The following is a 25,893-nucleotide window of genomic DNA, read 5'->3' as shown; positions in this document are numbered from 1 at the left end:
ATGAGGAGGGTTCATCGCGTATGAGCCAGCCGCTGCGGATCGACCCGGACCGGGTCAACACTCTGATCTCACAACTGGGGGCACTGGCCCGGACCGCCCGCGAGCAACACAGCACCCTGAAGACCGGGCTGGAGGGGCACGGTGAGCCGTGGGGCGCCGACGAGACGGGGAAGACCTTCGCCGAGGGCTACGAACCGCGCGCCGAAAAGAGTCTGGAGGCGGTGGCGAACCTGGCCTCGCGGCTGGCCGAGGCGAGCCTTCAGGTCAGCGACTCGACCGCCAATCTGTACGCCAACGACAGCGACAGCGCCCTCGACATCCGCAACGCCGATCCCATATACCTCGAGTGGGACTACCCGCAGGGCCCAGCTGGTCCCACCTATCAGACACCTGAGCCCGGCCCCGCAGTCGAGCCCGGTCCCACATTCGAGCCCGGTCCCGGTACGAACGTGCCGACCGATATGGCCGACGGCTCCTCTCCGAGCCCCGCCGATTCGGGCCGGCAATCGTTCGCCGACGGGACGGACCCGAACCCACCGTTCGATGTTCCGGCGGATCAGCCGTTCGACTACGTACCCGAAGTGCCCGATCCCTCCGGCGCGGGGTTCGACCCGACGGCTGACCCGGTCGGCTACCCCGGCAGCACTGACAGCACCTCCCCTGATCATTCCGGCGCCCAAGCAGATTCGCCGGGACCCGCGACCCCCTCGGGCGGGAGCTCCGGCTCGCCGTCGCCCGGTGATCGCGCCGCGGCCAAGCAGGGCAGAACTCCCTCGGCGCAAGGCACGCCCACGCCCGCACCGTGGCGCGACACTTCGGCCGCCGCATCTCCCACGAGCGGTCCCGCCAAACCCACGGATTCCGCTGCCCGGACGGCGGGCGGACGCCCGTCGGCAGAGACACCCTGGTCGCGCCCCCAGTCGGGAACACCATGGGGCCCCGGCGGTCCCCGGCCACAGCCACCGGGCATGGGGCCTGTGGTTCCTCCCGGGCAGGCCATCCCGCCGCGTCGCCCCGGCAAGGAAGCCGGCGCCGAGCGCCCCACCCGCGGTAAGCCCGGCAAATCACGCCGGTCGAAACGAGAAACCGCTGCACCGGTCGCTACCGGAAAACCGACGACCAACGCTGCGGCACTGGCCGCCGCGCAGGCACTCGCCGCACGGCACAACCTGCGGCTCTCGGGGTTCAACACCTCGGGGATCGCCGAGCACACGGTCGTCGAGGTCGCCGCCGCGGTCGACGACATCCTCGGCAAGTACCCGTTCCTCGTCCTCGGTGGAATCGAGATCACCACCCTCGCCGACGGTGCGGCGGCCGAGGTGATCTGGGACCGAGACGGCACCGGCCCATGGATCTCACTCGACTCCAAGCTCGCCGCGGATCCCGACCTGTTCGACACCACAGTCAAGGCAGCCACTCGAGCAGGACGGATGCCTGCGGGATCCGAGCAACGGCCGATCTATGCGACCGTGGTCCACGCATTGGGCCGGATACTCGTCGCAGCAGCGGGACCGCGCGCACAGCAACTGGCGCAACGCTCGTTGATCACCGAGTACCGGCGGATCAGCGGCCCATGGGACCGCGGCGACACACTCGCCGTCGTCGTCGGCGGCTACCGGAACTGGCGTGCCCAACTGGGCCCGAACAGTTTCCAGCGCAGTCGTTTTCATCCATTGACAGCGCTGGAAACAGCGTTCACCGAGGTCGAGTTGCGCGGTGACGACGCGTCGGGACCGGCGAAAGCCCTACACCGGCTGGCCGTCGAGATCCCCCGTGGTCGCCCGGGCGGCGGGTGATGGTCGACCTTCCCGACTGGTTTCCAGACTGGCTCATCGATATGGTGCTCGGCCATATCCCGGACGGCGACCCGGAGGCCATGCGCGCCACCGCCGAATGCTGGCGGAGCACGGCGAAGGAACTGACCGAGCTGGGCACCAGCATCGACGAGATCTTTCGGCCCGGCTCCGACCTGGGCATATCGGGCGACTATGCCGATAAGCTGCGCGAGTGGTACCAGGGGTGCGCAACCGACACCCGGGAACTGTGCAAAGACCTCGAGGCGCGCGCCGACCACCTCGACGATGGCGCACTCAAGATCGAACACCACATCTATCTGGTCAAAAGCATCGCCTTCGTACTGATCGGGCAGATCCTTTTCGACCTGACGAGGCCTCATCCGGCGACCGTGCTGGTGATGATGCAGCGTCGGCTCGCCGCCAGAGAAGCGATGGTGCTCTCGCTGCGCAATCTGGTGACGCTGCTGCGGCTGGGCAACGCGAAGTTCGCGGTGGCTTTCCCGAGGCTGGCGTTGATGACCAAGGGCGCCGTGATGGGCGGCGCGATCGGCGGTGGTACGCAGGTATACGCGATGGGCCGCCAGATCGTCGAGGGCCATCGCGACAAGATGGATTGGACGCAAGTAAAGATCGGTGCCGCCGCAGCCTCTGTCGGCGGCCTTTTCGGCGCAGCTGCCGGCGGCGCCATCGCACGGAAGGTGATGGGATCGGGTGCCGGCTCGACCTCGCCGGTCACCTGGAAGGCTCGCCAGGCCGCAGGAGTTGTCGCAGGCGGCGCGGGCGGCGGCCTGTTCGGTGGTTACGCCGGCGCCAAGACGGCGGAAAAGCTGTCCGGCCGCGAGCTCACCGACAAAGAGATGGCCGCGATGCTCTGGACCGGAGTCGGTTCCGGGATCGCCAGTTCCATCGGCGCGGCCATCCGCGCGGGACGTACCCCGCCACCTGGATCCACCCCCGACGGCTCGCCATCCGGCGGACCGTCGGCGGGCTCTCCGCGGATCGCCGAATCCCCGCGGCTCAGATCCTCGGTCATCGGATCCGACGACGGGCAGACGCCGCGTCCGCGTGTCTTGTCGCCGGAAGGCCAGATCAACGAGGTGGGTCGCAGTCTCGCCGGACGGATGCGCAAGGAGGACCTGCCGTCCGGACCGCACCGCGACCTCGTCGCCGAGTTCGTCGACAGCCAGAACACATCCACCGGTCCACGGTCCTTCCGCGGATCGAGCATCACCGAATTCCAGCAGCGCGCCGATGCCCACTATCGGCAGCAACTCGCCGAGATGGGGATCGGCGAATCCTCTGGACCAAGGGCCGTCGGCGGCGACGGACCGGGTACACCACCCGGACAACGTAATTCACCGGATTCGCCGGGAGCGGGCGGATCGGGGCCCGGGCGTTCGTCGCCGGTTCCGGCCGGTGGCTCCGGGCCGGGGCACGGGAACGTCACCGGTGTGCGGGAACCCGCTCCACCGGCTCGAAGCATTTCGACGGTGTCCGGGTCGGGCGACGGGGCGGGCACGCCGAACACCTCCACGAATGGGCCCGGCCCGCAGAATGGCGTTCGCGGCGGCACCGAATCCTCCCAGCCTGTCCGCAATGTCACGACCACCGCCGAAGGCACCGGGCGTGTATCCGGGCCGGCTGATGCGGGGCGGCCGCCTTCTACACCCGTCTCCGAGCCGGGTCACGTCCGCGTAGTACCCGAATCCGCCGGCGGGGAAGGCCCTTCGGTTCACGGCACCGCAGATGCACCCACCCCTGTCTCCGCAGATCCCGTTCAGGGGCCGGAATCGCCTGGCCTGCCGGTTGATTCACCCACTCCGGGACGGGAACTCGGCGAGACGAACCCGAGTTCCATGTCGGCACCCCCCGGCGATTCGGCTGTCGTGTACTCACACGAGGCGGCCAAGGGGCTGGGCAACTGCGCCCCCGAATCCGTCTCGTATGTGAAGGAGATAACCGGGTACGACGGCATCAACACCTCGCTGCTCGACAACCCGCAAACGCGCCTGTCAGGGGTCGAGGTCGAGCAGTACGCCCAATCGCTCAACGGGCACTGGCGCACCTTCGAGTCACCACAGGCACTGGTCGACTATGTGGCGAACAACAAGAATGTGCTGGTCGCCGGCGGTCTGCAATTCAAAGACGGAGCAGGCGCGCACGCCGCGACAGTCAGCCGGAACAGCGTGGGCCGCATCGAAATCCACGAGCAGAAGGGCAATATCGTCCGCGAGACCTCCGGTGATCTGGTGGTCGAGTGGACCGTGGACGCGCAGGGCAAGCGTATCGGCGACCACCGCATCACCATCGAAGACAATGCTGTCGAGAACTGGCTGCAAAAGGTCGGCCCACACGTCAAGGAGACGCTCGGCGTCGCCTTCATCGAAACCGAGCCCGGCACCTGGCGCCCGCAATTCGAGCTGGCGCCGGGCGAGGCGCCGAAGCCGAAGCCGGATTGGGACCCGCTGAAGGGAACGGCCCTCCTCGAGCGGGACGCACCCGCACCGGATGCCGTGCCCGAAGCCCCTCCCGTGAACCACGACCAATTCGAGGCGGCATTCCAGCGGGATCTGGCGCGGCTGGGTGTGACGACGGCCGAAGAGCCGGGAAGCCCGACCGCCACCGCGAACCAGAGCATCGACGCGGGGCCGGCGCTCACCAACGAACCGGTTCCGCGGTCAACTACTGACGCCAACCTGGCGACTCCCGACACCGACGCTCAGACCTCGCGCGACAGCAGCCGGCCGAACCTGGAGACCAGCAACCCGACCTCCCGCGAGGCCGCTACGCCGAAAAGCCCTGACAACAGCGCACATACAGTCCGTGAGACCAGTACCTCCGCTCCCCGGGATACCGGCACGCAGCCATCCCTCGATACCGGCACACACGTTTCCCGCGATACCGTCGCGCAGGCACCCCGCGACACCACAGCTCAGACACCGCGTCCCACCACAGCCGCCGAACCCGCGCCGAACCCGCGTCCCGCAGCTTCCTCGCGCAGCGTCGGTGCACCCGCCGAGCCGACTGCTACCAGCGCGCCGGCATCGGGGCCGACACCCGACACCCCCTCGGTGCCGAGCCGGACACCGCACGCGACCGGCACCACCGCACCGCAGATCTCACCCGAGCCAATCCCGGAAACCACGGCCTCGGCAACGCTCGGCAACGACACCGGAACCGCCCGTAGCACCGCCTCCGACGCATCCCCTGGACTCGAACCCGTACCGGGGACCCCGCCGCCCAGCGCAACGGGCCCGGCGATCGCACCAACGGCGTCGTCACCGTTGGCTGCCGAATCTCCTTCGACCGCAACCCATACCGCCGCTCAGGCTCCGGCCGCACGTCCGGCGGATCCGAGCCCGATCCGTGCATCGCTTCCCCCGGCCGCAGCCCACCTCACTGCACCGCCGACCCCCGACAGCCGCCCGGAAGCGTCGGCCACATCATCGCTTCCGGCGACCAATCGAAACCCTGTCGACGACGATCTCCCGGAAGAGCCCGAGGAGTTCATCCCGCCGAAACCCAGTACCGTCGAATTCCCCACCGGCACCGACGCCACAACCCCGCGCATTCCCGGCTTTCCATTGGGAGATCCGCCCGACGAGTTCAAACTGCCGCCACCGGCCATCTACACGAACCCCGCGTTCCCTCTCCCACCGGAGGAGGACACGCGCAACCGAACACCCATCATCCCCAGACCTGGCGAGAGCGGCTCCCTGGACTCCTGGTCCAACCGACCGCGCTTCACCCCCGATGGCGACCAGGAAGAACACGATCCCACCAGCCCGCTCACCCCGGAGCCGGCGGTAGGACCGGAAATCACCCCGATCCCTCGCCCGCCGGCCACCCAATCGACGTCCCTCGATGCCAGCCCGACCACTGTCCCGATGGACGCTGGTTTGCTGGGCCGCAAGTACCCCACCGACGTCGACGAGGCAGCACCGGGCGCGCCGGGCAAACCCGGGCGACCGGGCCTCAACCCGAACAGCCTCGAATACCTCGACAATCCCGGCGTCGAAACCACCCAGGGCGGGGTTCCCAGCTCGGCGATCGCACCACCACCACCGCCGAAGATCAAGACCCGCCGCCCCGTGCTCTCGACGCCGGGAACCCGGCACAACATCCGCGGCACCAATCCGTTCCCGTTTGCACCGCCAGAGGATCCATGGTGGGACGAGATCGATCTGGTGCAGCACGCGAAAGATCTGGCAGCGGCGATCGAAAAGCACAACGCCGAGCTGGACGAGATCGCCGACGATCCCGACGAACCCGATGTCGACAACACCCTGCATCGCTTCGCCGAATCCGGCGCCGAATACCGCAAGCTGGCCGAACAGCAAATCCTGAAGCGCGACAAAGAAGATCGCAATTCGGTGGCCGATCAGGTGGACAACTTGATCACCGGGATGAAAACACGGCACGACCGCGAGGTCCTGACGAACAAGAAGCTGTTCGAACGAGTCGAGAAGCTCTACTTCCAGCGTGAAGACCTGGACCTCGAGCCGCAGACGAAGGACTACCTCCAGCGCCTCTACCAAGACTTCCGGCACGCCGGGGTCACCTTGCCATTCGACGAGAGATCCACACTCGGAACCGTAGACGCGAAACTCGCCGACCTCGTCGACGAATACCAGAACAACCTGGTGCAGGCCATCGCCGACGCGGCCAAGCATGGGTTGGCAGGCTTGGATCCGGAGGAAGCCGCACGCGCTGCCGACGACGCAGCCGGAATGATCGACTACATCCTGCAACTCCCGAACAGGGCAAGTGGCAGCCAGCAGCCGTTCTGGTCGTTCGCCGACAGTGGGCCGACGGTTCAGCTTCTGTATCAGGCAGCGAAGCGGCTCGGCGCCGGCGGCCGGTACGACAACACCGACATCACCGTCGACCTCATGCAGTTGCTGGCCGAGCGAGCCCAGATACTGGGCGAACCCCATGACCCAGCCCACGTCGCCGGATACACACCCCTCAGCCCGGAACACCGCTTCGCCATCCTGTCGCACCTGGTCCCCGCCGGTGCCGAGGACATCGACCCCGACCGGCTCATGTCGACGATGGAACACGCGGTCGCGGACCTACTCGACGAGATATCGGACTTCGGAAACACCACCGCAAGCAATCCCCACCTCGAATCGGCGGCCTTCACGTTCGATCGAGCCGATCGCATCGCCCGCTACCTGCTCCAGAGCGAGGAATACGCTCGCCGTTACCCCCATGTCGAGCACATAGCATTCACGCTGACGACCGTGAAATCCCAGCTCCTCGACGGCATCCGAACAAAGCTCGCCGAGCCTGAACTCGATACCGCCGCAAGGGAATATCTCGACCGCCTGCTTCGGAAGTGGCAGCCTGATCCGGCTCTGCCCGCTGCCGACCCCACACCCGCCACTCCCCGTCGGCGCCGCACGAATACCAGCTCTCCGAAGTCGTACCCCGGAACGATGTACGGCGGAGTTGACACCGGCCGCACCACCCACGACGGCATGGACGTCAGCCCGCACACCCCGTTCTCGAAGGAGGTCGGGCCGCCAGACGGCGACATGGTCTTCCACACGCCGCCAGGCGGCGAACCCGGTGTCGGCAAGGGCGCGGACAACGTGGCGCAGGGCAAGCAACAATCATCCGACGCACCGCCCGTTCGGTCCGACACACCACGACTGTCGGCCGAACTGCAAACCGAACTCATCGAAGCCGCACTGCCGAACAGCCTCACGGACACCGTATCCGCCGTCGGCTGGCACGAAACGCTGACTACCGGGTTGCGCCGAATCATCCTCGACGGGGCAATTTCCGAGGGGCAAAAGCTGGCACCGAACAGGGCATTTGCCGAAGAACTGCGGTGGAAGTCACGGATAACGATCTCGCCCGAAACAGTCACAAGGGCCTATCGCGAACTCGCCGACGCGGGATATCTGCTGAGCCGCGGTCGGGGAGGCACCACGGTGACGAGCAAGGATCACTGGCCGAAGGACGCACCCACCGACACATCCGTACCGCTCGCGGCCGATGAGCAGATCGGACTCATCGAGGCCTCTCTTCGGGGCGCACTCGCGGATGCGGCGACCCGAACCAGCTGGCAGGAAGCACTGGCGAGCGGTCTGCGGCAAGCGATCCTCGACGGATACCCATCCGAAGGCCAGCGGCTCACACCGATTGAAAAGCTCGCCGAAGACCTGGGGATCTCCTCGGAATCGGTCCGCAGGGCATATAACCAACTCGACGATGAAGGCTATCTGCAAGTCAGGCATCCGATCAGCACGACTGTGGCGAGCAGGGACCGCTGGCCGAGCGAGGCTCCTGCGGACACCGAGGCACCGCTCTCGGCCGAAGAGACTCTGATCGTCCTTACTGGTGAGCCATGGCCGGATTCCCTCGCCGACACCGCCGACCACTTCGGCTGGCACGCCACACTGACACCGCTCTTCCGGCAAATGATTCTCGACGGTCACGTCGGCCAGGGTCAGCGCATGACACCTGCCAAGGAGCTCGCCGAATCGCTGGGGATATCGAAAGACACCGTCCGCAGGGTGTTCCGCAGCCTGGCCGACGACGGCTATCTCGTGATCAAACCATCGAGCGGAACGCGCGTCGCCGATGCGAGCCAATGGCCTAATGGCCCCGAAACTGTTCAGCAGGGGCCGGCGGCGGTGCAGGCATCGCCCGTCTTGCGAGATCTGCTCGCGCCGGATGAGTATCACTCACTCGGGGCAGCGCCCGATTCAGGTGTGCACATGTCACACGAGACCGCGGCGGCATTGCGCGACTACGCCGTCGAGCACGGCGAATTGCGGGTGGGCGGCTCTCGCGATGTCTACAAGACGTCGGGATTCGCGGTCCAGGTCATGGCACGTCCGGACAATGTGCTGGACAAAGTGACCTGGGATAACGAGGCCGCGATCATCGAGGCCGCCGCCCGGAAGATGGACGGGGTACCGCACATCCTCTACGTAGGGGACGGTTTCCGAATCGACCGTGATGCGGGCGAGCCGATAGCAGAGTTCTCGGATCCCGCCATCGTGCGGAAATTGAACACGATCCTCGTCAATTTTCACAATCTCCCGTTGAGCGACTTCGGGGATACACCGGGGTACCCACGATCGGGGAGCGTCGAGGACTTCATCCGGATTCATGCCGCCCATGCCGAACGTGTGTTCCAAGAAACCGGGGAACGATCCGCGGCGATCACTGCGGTTCGCCAGGCATTCGGGTTCGGGCCCCGGCTGACCGAAGGCCTCGAGCGGGCACTGGCCGAATTCGGTGAATCGCAGACCGAACCGTGGGTTCCTCTGCACATGGACGTGACACCGGGCAATGTCTTGGTCGACGCGCAAGGAAACGTCACGCTTATCGACTTTCAGTATGCCTGCCCCGGGCCGAAGGCCGTCGATCTTTTCATTGCGCGACATCGCAACGGTGTCGCCACCCTCGAGTCGATCACCCCCTACCCGCGGCACGCGGAGATCATGCTCGGTGTCTGGGCCATGCTCGACACCTTCAGGGCATCGAATGACACCATTCGCATGGTCGAGTTGGAGCTGGCCGGCGAGTTGGACGACAGCCGGGCTCTCATGCTCGCCTCTTACGTGCAGCTGGCACTCGCCAGCGCATCATCCTTCGCCGGGCTGCCCCATGAGTTCATGAATCTCGACGAGATGGTCGCGACAGTGCGTGCGACCGTGAACCAAGTCCGCAACGCGCCCAGCGATCCGACTGCGGAGCCGGGATTCCGGGACACCGATCTCGCGGACCAGATTCGCGCGATGGAGCATGCGCTCGGCATAGCGACCGATGCCGACCGCGCCCAGGAAGTAAGCCTGTTCGTCGAAGACGAATACCTTCATGTCATGCTCGCCGCGGGTCAGGAGCATCCCGAGAATATATTCCGCGGCAGTGAGGCCTGGGCGGGCTGGCTCGACGCCAGAATATTCATCGAGCAGAATCGTCATCGGGAACTTTCTCCGGACATCATGATGGAGATCCATCGGAGACTGGTATCTCGCATCAACCCGGAGGATGGCGCCAAAGTTCACGATGGGCTCACCGCAGGGTTCGGCTTGGTTTACACTCCGCTCACTTCGGCGGAACGCGCTGCCCTCGAACAGTTTCCCCTCATCACATATGTTCCGGGCCCATTGACCATAGATCCCGCACGGACCGTCTTCGAATCCGAGACCGACGGATCTCCGCGAGCGATATCGATGCGGCAACTCGATCATGATCTGACCGCGGAGGAAATCGCAGCCATCGAAGCCGACCCATGGAAGGCAATCCGGCAGCCCGGAGTCGTTTCCACTGAAGGCGGCATCCTGATCTACCCCTCTCACGGCAGCGCCGAGGAGGTGAAGCAATGGATGGCAGACCTGTCCGAGTGGTTCAACACGAATATCAGGACGGGCGACCCCTATTCGGTTGCCGCAGAACTGCAACAACGCTTTGTCTCTGTACACCCGTGGGACGCGAATTTCAACGGAACGACCTCCAGGGCGCTGGCAATATTCGCACTCCTGCATGCCGGCCTTGCTCCGAGCATAATCAGCGGATCATTCGAGCAAGATCTGTACACACCTTTCCCTCAATGGGTAGAGAATATCCGCGCCGGGAGTCTCCGATACGACGAATTGAATCGCGCCAAAGAACAGCTCGGCGACTCCGTCGAGCCCGCAACACTGTTCGGTGTCGAATCGATGAGAGACCGGTACCGGCAGGAAGGCGGCGCCCCCAACCCGTTCCCACCCGGCCCTGTTCTCGACTACGCCAAGGTGGCCGCAGTGCACAATGCACTGCGGGACGGGACTCCACTGCCCGCCGATATCGACATCACGAATCCTGATTGGGCGCTACGGACGCCACCGGCCGCCATGCGGGTGACGACGTGGAATATCGCTGGAGCACGCCGTTTACGGACCTCGGATGACGACGAGGCCTCGGCGGATTTGGACGACCAGACCCCGTTCGATTACGACGAAGAAATCGGCATCGACGTAGCGTACTTTGCCGATCAGCTCCGCCAGATCGACCCCGATATCGTCGCCGTGCAGGAGTCCGAGGTCGGCCCGGGCGGCTCGACCGCACGGGAGTTGGCAGCGCTGCTCGGATACCCATATGTGTACGAGACCGTGATGTCGCCGTCCCACATGGATACGACCAAAATGCTGAGTCTGGCTGTGATCAGCCGAATCCCGATCGATGCGGCAGAAGGACACATGCTGCCCGTCACCACGCTCGAACTCCGGGTCGGCGGTCAGCCGGTGGCTCCCCATGATCGGTTCGCGCAGGTCGTCAGGATCGGCGGGGTCACCGTGGTGAATATGCATCCGACACCGCTCGGCTTCTTCGGACACAGCTATGAGCACGGCGACGGCGCAATCCATGCCGAAGAGATCGGGCAGCAGTTGCGGGCGCTGGCCACCCGCCCGGTGGTGGTCACCGCCGATCTCAATACCGATCGCCCGCATACGGTGTACCAGGGGGCCTTCGACGATATCGGCCTTTCCCCTGTACTCGCCTCCGACGCACGAACCGTGCCCGGCTGGGACGGCGCGCCGGACCAGGTACTCGCCTCACAGGAATTCCAGGTCGCAGGGTCCGGCATCGCCCATACCGGTACCGACCACTGGTTGGTGCATTCCGAGCTCGTGGTCACCGACCAGCAGGTGGCGAATTCGCTCGCTACCGCACGACACAGCGAGAGTACGCCGCTGACTCGCATCGAGGTCACGGTCGAGCCAGGCACGCCCCACCGTGCCGATGTGTCCTGGGCACGAAAAGTGGTTCGCGGCATGCTGGCAGGATCGCCGCTCGAGCCGCAGGCCCCAGCAGCCGAAGACATGGTCCAGGCGTTGCTGAGCATTGCCGACAGCCCGGCCGTGGTACGCACCACCAAGGGCGGCCAGGGCGACGCGCAATGGGTGATCGTAGAGGTGACCGACCAGAGCCGGTCCGCGCCTGCGCGGGACGAACCGGATAAAGAGACCGGGATCCTCACGCGCACCGAAACCGGCCGGGTGCTCGAGTTGCTGGATGAGAAGTCGCGGACGTGGGGCATCGAGCTGCACAAGGACGGCGACCGCACCCTGCGGTTCACCCTGGCCACACCCGCGATACCGGACGGGCCTTTCCATGATCTCGGCGAGCTCGTACTCGACCTGACATTCGCCGCTGACGACGTCGCACCCGGCGGCAGCGTCGTGCGTCGAAGCTTCGTGGATCTGCTCGAAGATAAGGGCTGGTCCGACGATCAGATCGAGATGGTCCGGCTGACGGTTTCGGAATTCTACGGCAATATCGCCCGCTACGCCTCTGGCGGCAGCGCATCGGTACACGCGTGGATGACGGGTTCGCGCAATGACGAGTTGACAGTTCGCATCACGGATTCGTCCAGGAAAGTCCCGGCCTGGAAGCTCCCCGACATCGACGAGCCCGACGACATCGTCGACGACACACCCCTCGACCAAACCGATGTGGCCGAACGCGACCGGCGGCTTGCCGAGATCGACCTGGACGCCCTGATAGCCCGAGACCTGAACCCACTCGACATCACCACCGAACAGGTAGACGGAACCCACGGTCTCGGCGGCTCCATCTCCCTGAAGGGATCCACCTCGATCGGCTACGAGCTGTTCGCCTACGGCGCACCGGGTAAGTCGGTCGAATTGAAGTTCCGGATGGACCCCTCGGACTCCGCCCCGGAGTCGGTCCCCTCGTCCGACGCTCCGCTGGACCCGAATAACGGCGCACAGGTGGTGCGGAGGATTCTCGACAGCTCGGCGGCACCGGTGCAGCGGAATCCGCAGCAAAGCTCCGCGGATGACGACTGGGTCGACCTCGGCGGTGGACCGCTCATCGAGATGAATACGCCCCCAGCGCCGGCCGGAACACCTCCACGGCCAGGAACAGAGGGCCTGCCAAGCTATCCCCGAGACACTGTCCCTGCGCAGTCGAACAGGCAACTCCAGCCCGGCGAGCTCGACCGTTACGCGACCACCGTCGAAGCGCTTCCCCCGCTGCCGGAGGGCCACGCCCGCGTCGTGCACATCAACAGAAACCCTGCCGCGATCCCAGGGATCATCGACAATGGGTTGCGCTACCTGGATCAGGGTGCCCTGCATGGAACTGCGCGCATTTTCGGCCCCCTCGACGAAGTCCGTTTCGACGCACACGGTGATCCCTTGTTCACCGGACCTGGCGCAACAGCGATCGTCCTGGACGTACCGTTCGACGAAATACGCTTGCACACAGATGTTTCGAGATCTCCTGGACACATCCCCCCTGCGTACCTGGTCGGCGTAATCGATGTCAGCTCTCTCGATGCCGCAACCGGACAGCCCCCTGTCATTGCCCCAACCACGCCAACACAGCCGTCCACACCACCCAAGCCCGCCCCCACCTACAACAGTCCATTGGAAGGCGACCCCGACGCACCCCAGCGCCGGTCGCGAGGCGGACGGCGCCTGGACTACACCGAAGGCCCGACGGTCTACCACACACCGCCCGGCGCGCTGCCTGGCGCCGGGAAGGCAGGCAGCAATCGGGACATCGGCGCGGCCGAAGTCGACGGGCTCGATGGCTGGGGTCGGCCAACTCTTGGCAAGGACGAAATCGCGCAGTCGCGCGCCGAGCTGGCGAAACGACTGGGCATCGACCCGGACCTGTTGCCGACGGAGCAGCCGGTGCTGCGCGCCCTCGCACCGCTCAGAACCCTGCTGAGCCAGCTCGATGCGCAGACGCTGCTACACGTCGGCGAGGCACTATCTGCCGATCAACTCGCTGCGTGGCTGGCTCACCGGATCACCGCCGAGTCGGCAGTGCGAGTGCCGGGCCTGAGTCGCGAGGAAGCCGGACGGCGCAGAGCCGAGCTGGAATCCGTCGACAATGATCTGCCGGTGTTGCTCGGCACACAGACCACAGAACTCAGGCAAGTCGGCCTGCTGGATGTGGACCCGGTCGCCGAGGTCCGTAGCCTCGCGGCGCATTCATCCGAACATTCCGGGCTGGATCGCTTGGCCGGCGCCCTGGAGAGGTTCTTCGATCACGAGTCGCGCGCGGCCCTGGACCCTGAGCGATACACGAATCCGTACGAGATCGTCGACGGATTCGAACAGAAACATCCGGATACCGCCCTCTACGGCATCGACGGGCTGCAACAGCGTCACGCTTTCGAGCTGGCACAGATCTTCCACGATCTGCTCACTCGCTACCCGATTCAACTGCGTGAGATACAAGTCAAGGTGGTTGCGGAGGGTGATGATATCTCCGGCGAAGCCTCACCGCTGATCACCGAAAGAGAAGTATCGGCGTACTCGATCAAGATTTCCATCAATGCCGGCGCATCGCCATCCGCCCTGGATGAGGACATGCGCGACATTGCCGTTCGAACCTTCCACAACGCGATGATCTATTCTGGAAGGTGGCGCGCGGAAAGTCGCGCACTCCTAGACCTGGACGAATACTACCTCCAGCACGGAGGCGACCCCAACAATTCCGCGACCTGGCTGCGCGAACAATTCAGCGCCGATAGCTTCCGGGCCGACGGATCACTCGATATGCGGATAGCATTGGAGGAGTCGGCTTCGGCGATCGTCAACAATAGTCCCGACATAACAGCGGGCCACCGGGTATTGGAACGAACCGTGGTGGACAGCGCTCGCGAGTGGGAAGGTCGTAACGAGCTCGTCCTCAGCCCACTTCGCTCCGAGTCCGCGACAGCCATCCAAAGTATCAGCGATATGGCTGCTGACCTCGGAATGCAGCTCGTCGGCCTGGAAGTAGTCGATTCCACGACCCGTCGTGAAGTCGCCGACGTGATCCGCTACCACCAAGAACTGATCGGTGAACTCGGTATCGTCGGCCTCGATGTACGGCCGATGATGCGTGACCATCGAATCGGATACCTGCACCCGACTCCTGAGGGATCGTGGATCAGATGGAATGAACGATTTGCCACCAACCGAGAGCTATCGCGTTACGTCAACGAGGACGACGTCGACAATCGCGAGAATTCCGGACCACGGGATCACCCTGTCAGCCGGTTGTTCAGTCACGAAATCGGGCATGACGTACAGTCCCGTCCGACCGAGGAAGCTGCACGCGATCTCACGGTAAGTGAACGCGCAGCCCAAGACTGGGAGAATGTACTCCCTGCTGTCCTCGAAGTGTTCAGCCGCACCGGAGGCGACCCCGAAAACCAGGAAGAAGTCAAAATCTGGCTGCGTCGCATTCTCAGCGGCTTCAGTTTCGACAGCAATGGCGACATTGTTCCGAAAGAGGCGTTTCCAGAGGCATACACGGCATGGGCACACGGAAGTGCGAACGAAGTACAGCGGATCATGGCGACCCACATCGTGGAACGAGCCAGGAACGCAGCAGCCCGTGGACGCCGCGCCGACGAGATCGGCATGCTGCGCATGGAGGCGCGAGATTGCCTGGTGAGGTCGAGTTACGCCCTGGGCCAGCTGGATCTGTTCCGTGGCGGCGTCCCCGCACCGGAAGATCCGCGGTGGGCGGCACTGGCGGACAACGTCATTGATCAGCCGCCGACCACATGGCAGCAGATGGTCGCGAACCTGCTCGCGTCCACCACCGCAGACACCTCGCTGGTTTACGTGGAAGGGGCAAGCCGCCACCACGTACTCACTCTCACCCGGTTCGACCTTCCCGCAGGCCCCGAGATCGTCGTATTCGACAGCCGACTGCACGGCCCGTACGAGCTGAGCGCTTGGGAGAAACTGAGTCTGGAGAACGGCGCACATCGAACCGCGCCCACGCGTGCAGTGCTCTTCACCATGAACGACGAAAACCACATGGGGCCTGACTTCGACTCGATTCTGCAGTCGGATGCCCCGCGCAGCACCAAGCCTGTCGAAGGCCCGCTCGGCGAGCCGCCCGGCGCCGACCGATCCGTTGATCCAGTCGTGTCGCGTCTGCTGGAAGTGCTGGACGAGCAGCGAATCCGCTCGGCGCGCAACGGTATTTCGCTCGAATTCGCGAGGAACGCCATTGCACCGGACGGCATCAGCCGTCACGAACTCACGCAGGTACGTGAGCTGATCGATGAGCTACTCGATCACATCAAACGTCCCGCCGGCGCAGAGCCGCAGCGGTTCCAGCTCTTGTCGCACCTTTACCACGCGGTCGAGGCCCGACATGCCGCGGCCGGGCACGATCAGGCGATCGACGATCGAATCGTCCACCTGCATAAAACCCTGCGCCCCGCTGATCAACTCCGAAGTGGCGCCGCCGAATCCGATACCCACTCGCCGGAGCGGGTTCTGTTCGAATCCAGAAAGTCCTCGGCAAGATACGCGAGTAGGTTGCAGTACGGTCGCGAGATCTGGGGCGAGGTCGTCTCGGAGTTCACCGATGCGGAGCTCGCGGCGATACTGCCCTTCGCGATGGATCCGTTCGGGCACGGATCCATCGTTGACCTGAAGATCGCCCTGCGCGACCACCATGAGCTCTCGCCGCAGCAGGCCAACACCTTGGCAGCCATCAATGCCGTTCTTGCCCGCCGTCCGCTGCCGGAGCCGATGGTGGTGAGCATCAGCCTCCCCGACCACCTCGTGGATATGACCGCGGGCCCGATCGAGCCTGGGACCGAGGTCCATTTGCCCGAGTTGACGCTGGCAACGACGGGAGTGACACCGCCCATTTTCGGGGACCGGCGCAAGGTCACGCTGACCGTTCCCGCAGGGACCCCGGCATTCCCGTTGTTCGTCCTGCCTGATGCGTCGGCGATCTTTCCGCTCCAGTTGCTCCCGAATGGTCTGACGATCCGCATCGACCAGTCCAGAGACATGGGCGAAGACCACTGGCTGTTTCATGCGACGGTAGTGGCAGGTCCCGGAACGCCGGTGGGCAGCGAAGCTGCTTCGCTGTGGGCGGCCGTGGATGTAACGCCAGCACCTGACGCGGTCACAACGCCCGCGTCGCCTCCTGCCGAGCCCCCGCGTACCGCGGCTCAGCTCGGGCACAGCGCTGCGTCGTCCGAATCGAATGCAGCGCACCACAGCCCACTCTCGTCGGCGCAGCCCCCGTTACCCGTGCCATCCGATCCGGGCCTCCGTGCTGTCATCGCAGGTATCGAACGCGCGTTGATCTGGTACGAAAAAGACAACGAACTGATGGCCTCGCTGCTGTCAGCCGAGAACAAGGCGCACCGCCACCAGGACATGTACCTCCTGCGTGCGATGACGGCAGACGCTGCCGCGGGCGGAATCGTCGCAGAACTTTTGGTTCCGCATTCGCCGCCGGGTGGCAAGCCCTCGTCACACCCCGTCTTCCGCCTGCTCCAGGCTGTGCATCATCGCGCCCTTTCCGGTCTGGAACCCGACGTAGCCCGTTGGCACACGGTCATGGGAGGCCAACCAGCGCACACCGATGCCGGTCTGGAGACGATGGCGGCGGATGTTCTCCGGACCATCCGCGACAATGCTTCGGAACTGGCGCCATTCTTGCTCCGCGGCACACAGATCAACGATCCGGCGCGATCACGTTTGCTGTTGCTGGTGGAAATTCTCGCGGCCCGCGCCACGGGGCTGCCCTTGCGGGTGTTGTCGATCGGCGCATGCGGGATGCTGGATGCGCGCGCCCACCTGTATCGATTCCTCTTCGCGGGTGAAGAATACGGTAATCCCGAAGCCGCGACCGTTATCGACGATCGCTGGTCCGGGCGGCCCGATCAGATGGACCAGGCTCGCAATCTGCTCAGCGTGTGGCCGCGCGTAGTCGAGGTCGCGGGCGCCGACCTCGACCCGCTGCAAGCCGACAATCTCGACGATCAGCGGCGCCTCGCCGCAGGATTCGTCGGCACCGACAACGATGCCGTGCGACGGATCCAGACCTCGTTCATCGACGCGCAACGCGCAGGCGTTATGCCGATCGACCAGGAAAGCGCGCTCACCTGGTTGCCGCGTCGACTGGCCGCAGACAGGAGCGGCAGCGCCACCATCGTGTGGGATTCGATGCTGCGCAGATATCTGACCCCAGAACAGAATGCCGAACTCGACCAGAGCATCGAGACCGCGGGCGCCGCCGCCACACCACAGAACCCGCTGATCCATGCCAAATACGAAATCATCGACGGACAAGAGGCACTAACGGTCCGGCTGTACCTCGGCACGGAGACGCGCGAATTCGTCGTTGCGACCGAGCTGCCGAATCGCTCCCCAGGCATCGACATCGTGGACTTCTTCACGGCAGCAGGCCTCTTGCCTGACCCGAATGTTCTCCCTGCGCCGGACGGTCCGCAACCGGCATTCAACGCCGCATCCAGCCAGGTGCCGACGGCGCCCGGCGACCATTCGACGCAGGCGGCCGGCCCGATTGCCGCCGTCAGCGATCTCGGTGTGGGTCCGGAACATGGTGGCCGCGACTCGAACGAGGACGCGTTCGGATTCGTCACGGTGACCGTAGACGGCGAACCGGTGCAGCTCGCCGTGGTCGCCGACGGAGTGGGTGGCTCTGCTCGCGGCGGCGAGGCGGCGCAGGCAGCAGTACATGCGGCCATCGCCAGCATGTCGGCTGTTTCGACAGAGCTCGGATCCACGGGCCAGTTCGATCCGCTCCGCGTCGTGCGTCGCGGAATGTCAGCTGCCCGTACCGCGGTGGCAGATCTTGCCGAAACCCCCGGACAGCCGAATTCTCCCGATTCCACGGCCGCGCTCGCGGTGATGCGATCCGGAACCCTCGTCATCGATTCGGCCGGGGATACCCGCGTGTACTGGCTGCCGATGGACGGTGGGGAACCGAAGCAGCTCAGCGTCGACGACACGATCGTGCCGAAGCTGATCGCCTCTGGCATGCCCGAAGGCGAGGCGTTGCAGCTGTCCTACTCCGGCCAGACCACGCGGTCGCTGGGGCGCCCCCTCCCCGACGACGCGCAATCGCACGCCACGAAGATCCCGATGGAAGGCCGCGGCTACGTGCTCATCGCTACCGATGGCGTCTGGCACGACACCTACCAACCCGACGCACTCGCCGCGATCGTCCGACAAGCACACGAACAATCCCCCGGCGACCACCGCGCCGTCGCCGCCGCGCTCAACGAACACGCCCACACCACCGGCAACCACGACAATATGACCAACCTGCTGATCTGGCACGAACCAGCAGCACCGACACCCGATCAGCCCAGCCCCCATGCCGACCCCCGCCAAGGGTTCATGCAGTCCGCGGATCCGGGCCGACCTGCCCAACCCGGACATGGCACCTCCGGTGGCACCGGCCGTACCCCCGGCCCAGAAGTCAGCTATCAACCCGCCCATGACTTCAACCCTCTGGCACGAGAACACACCTCCCGCCCTTCCACACCGAGCCGCCGACTCGGCCCGGATGGCTACTCCCCCGGCATCTTCAACCGCTTCAACAACTTCCAGGACCCCACACCAGAAGGCGGCCCGGACAACAGATCCGAGCAGCCGGCGAATGGTGACATCTCGACATCGAGTAGTCCGCCCTCGCGGGTACCCGCCATCGTCTCGGTGGATCGTGATGAGCTCACGGAGTTGTTCACCGCATACGGCAACGACAATTCCAGTGAGCTCACCTGGACCGGCGCGGACAGCACATACTCGGTGGAACTGCCCGACGGCCGCACCCTGTGGATCTTCTCCGACACCTTCCTCGGCACGGTGAACCCCGACGGTTCCCGAGCGAACGTGCGGCAACATGGCGGCCAGACGCCGTTCATCCGCAACAGTCTGGTGATCCAAGACGGAGACCGGCTCACGACCATATATGGCGGCACCGCGGACGCGCCGTTGTCGGTGCTGGAGCCACCCGCCGACATTGGCCGCGCCGTCTACTGGGCCGGCGATGCCATGGTGGTCGGTGAGTTCGTCGAGATCGTCTATCGGCGCTACCGGCCGACCGGGCTTCGTGGCGACAAGAGGTCCGACGGGCTGGTCATCGCGCGGTTCGAGGCGGCGGACCCGGCCCAGCCCATCGATGTCACCGTGCGGGAATCGTCATGGGGCGTGTCATGGGGGTCGGCGCTCCACCGCGCCGACGGCTACACCTACATCTACGGTGCGCACGACCATGGCAAGGGCCGGCGATACCTCCGTATCGCCCGTGTCGCGGGTGAGAGCCTCAGGGGGGATTGGGAGTACTACACGGGCGACAACGGGTGGAGCGCCGACGAGCGTGCCGCAGTGGATCTGATGGCCGGAGTGTCCAACGAGTTCAGCGTTATCCGCCACGCTGACCGATACCTGCTCATCACCACTGACGGGACCGAAATCTACAGTGCCAATATCGTCGCGTACGCCGCGCCGACACCGCTCGGGCCGTTCGTGGACAAGACGGTGCTCTACACCACACCCGAAACCGGCCTATATGGAACGTACAGCGACCCAAACGCTATGTCCTACAATGCGCTTGCGCATCCACATCTGGATCGTGGTTCCGGTGGGCTTGTTGTGTCGTACAACGTCAACTGGGCGGTGCCCGAGGACTGGCCCGAGGGGCGTCGCCCCAGGCTTGTTCTCGACGACGTCAGCCTCTACCGCCCCCGCTTCCTGACCGTCCGCTTCGACACAGCACCGGGCACCGATGCGCCATCCGACCAGACCCAAGACCCCGAGGAAACCAGTTCGTCCACCCCGACTGGATCCGATCCTGGCACCCGGCGACCAGGCGGGGGCCCTCCGCTTCGGTTCGAACCGCCCAACGTGGTCGACGACAACCCCCAGCTCGATCAACCTCTTGCCCGGGCGCCGCACCCGCGTAAACAGCAGCCCGGCCTTACCTTCGGCTTCGCTGTCGATGCCACCCCTTCCGCACACGCACTCGATAGGAATCACCCGTCGAAGGCGGGCCCGGATACCCGGCCACGCAGCGAGCAACCAACCCCCGGTCGTTTGACGCATGTCCGGCGACTTGCCGAGGCCGAGCTCGGCCGGATTCGAGCCCGACGCGATCACGCCGCCGATGCACTGCGGTTGGACCCCGACGCAACAGATAGCGCGTTGCTGCGCGAAATCGCGGCAACACATCCCTTCGATGACACCTTCACACTCCGCACCAGTCCCGAGGGCATCGAACGCGTTCGCGACATCGAAAGACATCTGATCGCGGCGGACCGGGTCCGCCGCCTCGACGGCGTCGCCAAAGATCTACTGCAGGCCCAGGTTATCGCGGCACGCTACGGCGGAAACATCGACGCGGAAGTGGCCAGGGTAAGAGAAGTCCTGCAAGAGGACGCAACCGGGCTCGGCAATATCGGTGCGAGTCTCCCCTACGACCGCCGCGCATCGGTGGCCCGAATCATCAACGACATGTATCGCGCGGAGGTGATATCGGAACCCGGTTCGACCGCGCTCACCGAAGCCGACCTGGAAGCCCTGTCGGGCGGGCGGTTCACACAACCGATCACCATGAGCCGCATCAACGCCATACTGGAGCAGCTCGGAGACGACGCTTCAGTGGTCGTAGACAGCGGCGGCGAGCATGCACGACCGTTCGTTCTCGAGCACTATGACGACAGCATCGTGCGGATCGACCCTGACGCCGACGTGGATCTATTTCGCGTCGACGATCAGGCACCACTTGCCAGGGCCCTCTTCTTCGACGGCAGTGGCAATCCGGTGCCGCTCCCCGTGGTGGACTGGATCAGCACCTCCTACGACCTCGAGCATCCGTTCCAGCTCACCGTGGGGCCCGGGGCATCAGGTGATGGGAACCCCGCCCCGGGTGTTCGGGCAGAGTTCGACGCAGCCGGCGTGCTGATCAGGCATATCGACAGCGCGGGCACCGCCAGGTATTTGGTCGCAAAACCGGCGCCGGGCTCTTCCCAAGGAAACTGGCAGCTGCCTGGTGGCGCTTTGCATTCCGACGAAACTCCCGCCCAGGGCGCAGCGCGTAAGCTCGTCGAAGATTACGGCGTACGCGAGAACGAGGCGCAGAGACTGCGACTCATCGATATTCGGGCCGCACATTCGCCCGAGGGCACATACACCACCTTGCTCGCCGACACCCCGGAACAGTTCGACATCGTCAGCGATGGCATCGAAACCGAGCGCGTCGAATGGCTCACCCGCGACCAACTGGCGGCGAAGGTCACCGAGGGCGAGGTACATCCCGCACTCGCCGCGGATCTTCCCGATCTCCTCGGCGGAATGGGCGTCTGGCCCGCTGAACCATCCTGGAGACTCGCCGCGTTCCACCGGCTATACCAATCAATCCGCCAATCCGAATCACTCAGCGGCGACGTCTCCAGCGACTACGAATCTCATGCGAATCGGGTGCGGCAGAACCATCCCGACTTGGACGAGCGTCTGATCCCTGCGTACGTCGCAATCGCCACATACGCCACGAATAACTACTTCGAGGCGATGAATGACGCGCTCCGTTCCGGCGACCCCCAACGAATCGCCGAATATCACCACCTGATACAAGGTCTCACTGCTGCGCTCGAAATACTTCCCGCCTACACGCGGTGGGTACACCGAGAGGTCAACGTACCCGGCGGCCTCATCCGGATCCTGGCCGAAAACCGGATCGGTACGATCATTACGGCACCAACCTTCTCGAGCGCTAGCACAAAGGATGACGCCTACTACCCCGGAAAAGTGAAGTTCATCATCCGTTCTTCCACCGGCCGAGACATCTCGCAGATCTCCGACAATCCGGAGGAGGGCGAAGTCTTGTTCGCCCCTGGCGCCCATTTCCAGGTCGTGGACCGGAAATGGAAAAACGGGCGTCTGGTGATCGAATGGCTGGAAGTGCCTCCACCGCAGGGTTACCCGAGTCCAGGTGGGGTCAGTGTGCCCACCGCACCCGGCGTTCCCGCCATGTTCACAGTCGAGAACCCGAAGCAGTCCGGGAGCAGTGGGCAGCCTCCGGGCCCGGTCGTGTCGTTCCACGACGCCCGCGCGACTTCTGGAAACAACCCGTTCGATCCGAAAATCGAACGCCACACTATTGCCGGCAGGCCCACCCGCCCAGTTGGCCCCGATGGAAACGACCCGACCGTCTTCAACCGCTTCAACGAAGGCTCCCCGGATCGACAACGGCACAGCGATCCCGAAAAGCGCAGTGCCGGACGGAATTCCGTACCGGCCGAACCCGAATCCACCCCGCCGACTCCGACTGCCGGACAGCCCGGCAACAAGCCAGGGACGACACCGGGCATCGCTACACCGACCGCGTCGCCCACGCCACGCGAGGAGCCCGAGCGTTCGCCGGACGGACTGGAGCCGGCAACGGCCGATTCCACAGTCGAGCCGATTGGTGGCGACGAGAAGATCACCTCGCTGCCGAAGCTGATTCTCACCGACCGCAAGGTCGGAATTCGACTCGGCGCCTCGGCGCTCGACAGTACCGGCGCTGCCATCATGAACGGGGCTATGGCCCTGTGGTGGATGCAAGAAGCAGGGCCCGCCGTGGCGGGGGCCGTTGGATTGCTGGTCAACGGATCCGGCATGGTCCTCTCACCGCTCGGGGGCTATATGGCCGACCGCGAGCCCAAGAAGATGATGTGGGGCGCAGGCGGCGTAATGACGGGCACAGCGGTCATAGCGATCGCCGCGCTCGGGACGGGAATGCCATACACCGTCCCCATTCTCATCGCAACCACAGTCGTGGGAGCGGGTGCTTCGACCCTCTTCGCAAGCAGTGCCGACAAGATAAACAACCTCATGGTCGGCGATGCGCAAAGCGGGCTCACCCGCTTCAACACGCTCAACACGAACGTCCCTCGGGTGGTCGGGAGCGCGGCGGCGCCAGGGATCGTGGCTGCCGGTATGTGGATGGCGCCGGCGATCGATCTCGGGGCGAAACTTGTCAACCTAACAACGTTGTCGAAAATACCGGACCTCCCGACCCAGCCGAAAGAGGGTAAGTTCCGGGAACGACTGCGCGATTCGGTCGTCGAGGGCGGGCGTACGATCTACGGCCACGACCTTCTGCGACACATCAACAACGCCCACGCAATCACCAACGTCTACACGGGCATGCAGTTCACCGTGATTACGTCGCTACTCGCCAATTCGGGCATGTCGGTGGCAGAAATTACCGCAGCGTCGTTGATCATCCCCGCCGGGGCGGTCGTGGGGATTGTCGTACCCACCAAATGGCTGAACAACTTCCGCATCAAAACGACGGTCGCGATAAGAGCGGCTGGTATAGCCGCGGCCGGTATCGCGGAGGCGTTTACGACCGATCCTTTCCTCGCCACGTCGATCTACGCTGGTGGCTGGATGCTCATCAGTTCGACCGGCGTACCCATCGCCACCTACGGGCGCAAGAAGACACCCGAGAACGTATTCGGGCAAGTTCAATCCCTGCGCAGTATGACGATGCGGGGTGGGGTTGCTCTGGGCGTCGGCGCAGGCGGTGGCGCACTCGCGCTCTGGGGGCAGGCGCCCACGGCGACAGCTCTCGCCGCAGGCTTCGGCGCCGTAGGGGCCTGGAGGGTTCTGCAACGACTCTTCGGCCGCCACAAGGCCCGCACAGTCCTCGACTGCATCAACCAAACCACCGAGGTCACAAAAGCACTCGGACTCCGGCACGGAACCACACTCAAACGAGGACACAACAACCCCAAACACCTCGCCAACGCCATCGGGACCCAGCTCGTCGAGCTTCCCTACACCGGCGACCCCCAAGCGGCGATATCGGCCTACCTCGACAAGCTCGCCGACAAGATCACCGACCCCGACAACCCACTGGACACCACCGTATTCCTCTACGACTACGGCAAAAAGAAGGGTATGCACTCCGCCGTCGCCACCGACATCGGCAACGGCGCCCTCCTCATCTTCGACACCAACATCAAAGACCCCGAAGGCACGGACCCCGACGACCCCGACCGCATCCCCCGCGTCCGCACCAGCGACGAATACACCCTCCCCTACGCCGACGACATCCAAAAGATCTACATCGCCGAACTCACCACCGACGAGAATTTCGACCTCACCAACCTCCACCCCCACCAACCAGACCAACCCCAACCACGCAAAGCCAAAGTCAAAGGCGAACCCAACAACGAGGACGAGACCCCGCCCGAGAAATCACCGGTGGGCGAATCTGATGGCGCAGAACAACAATCCGGCACGCCCCCTCAGGCACCGTTCGCGAATCCAAGACTGGCGCCCGACCGCCAGATCGAGCTCATCAGCGCCGAGCTGACGAAGGGGCTGACCTATACCGCGGCCCGCATCGGCTGGCACAAGGCGCTGACGGCCGGACTGCGCCGAACGATCCGCAATGGCGAGGTGCCAGAGGGGCAACAGCTGGCGTTCGCCAGCCACTTGGCTGAAAAGCTGTCGATTTCGCCGGAGTCGATCCTCGCCACCTATCACGATCTGGCCGACGAAGGCTATCTGCGAACCTTCGGATCAGCTACCACGGTGAACGAACGGCAGCAGTGGCCGGACGAAGCAGCGCCGGACGTAGAAATCCCGCTTTCGGTCGAAGAGACACTGACGATCCTCACCGGCGAGCCGTCACCGGACACGCTTGTGAACGCGGCAGCCGCAACCAACTGGGCAACGGCGCTTGCGCCCGCGATTCGGCAGAAGATCATCGACGGCGAGTTCGGCCCCGGTGTCCTCATGACCTCGACAACAAAGCTCGGACGCGCTCTTGGTGCATCGCCAGGCGCGATTCGGCGCGCCTATCGAGTTCTCGCGGACGAAGGCCTCTTGGTGATCACGCCTAAGGGCACCTACGTCACGGACCCGGATAAACCGCCGGTAGCAACCGGCAACGACCCTCAACGCGCCGAAGTCACCCGGGCGGAATCGGCGCCCACCCCGGACAGTCTTACTAGCAAGACCCCTTCCTTGCCGAGACGTCCGGAACCGGGAGTCATCCGCGATGTGGTTCCCGGGCATGAGAGCCTGCTCGACGTCGATGCCGATCCACACGCACCGTCCGGCTTCTATCACTCCCCCGTCGCGCATAGGCCAGAGAGCACACGCAACACCACACCGCACCAGGCGCCGGACCCTGTTCTCAGCACACCGGCCTCGTCGGCACCCCCGGATGCGACGCTTGACGACCCCCAAGCCGGCGGTGATGCCGGCCCCGTAGCGCTCTCCGACGACGACGCCGGACCGCTCGAACCGTTGGGTTTCTACCACACACCCGTCCTGAG

General features: G+C 64.8%; 2 protein-coding genes (1 of these 2 cut by a window edge). Both read left to right on the top strand.

Features of this window, described 5'->3' with window-relative positions:
- The first annotated feature begins 20 nt into the window (after nucleotides 1-20).
- Nucleotides 21-1,796, top strand: coding sequence for a hypothetical protein (locus tag ACFXNW_RS15010; protein ID WP_379418253.1), 1,776 nt, complete (start codon nucleotides 21-23; stop codon nucleotides 1,794-1,796).
- Nucleotides 1,796-25,893, top strand: partial view of a DUF2332 family protein gene (locus tag ACFXNW_RS15005; protein ID WP_379418252.1) — the start only. 39,007 nt of this gene lie beyond the right edge of the window; the window shows 24,098 of its 63,105 coding nt (coding positions 1-24,098); it begins with the start codon at nucleotides 1,796-1,798; the stop codon falls past the right edge of the window. Before ACFXNW_RS15010 ends, ACFXNW_RS15005 begins: the two co-directional genes overlap by 1 nt.

Origin of the sequence: Nocardia sp. NPDC059180, from assembly GCF_042754945.1 — a bacterium.
GTDB lineage: Bacteria > Actinomycetota > Actinomycetes > Mycobacteriales > Mycobacteriaceae > Nocardia.
Note: the sequence above shows the minus strand (reverse complement) of the source record. Positions and strands in the feature narration are given on the sequence as shown.

Bases quoted from the DNA above. Each gene is read 5' to 3' on its own strand.
- ACFXNW_RS15010 (WP_379418253.1), top strand. From the start codon at position 21: ATGAGCCAGCCGCTGCGGATCGACCCGGACCGGGTCAACACTCTGATC.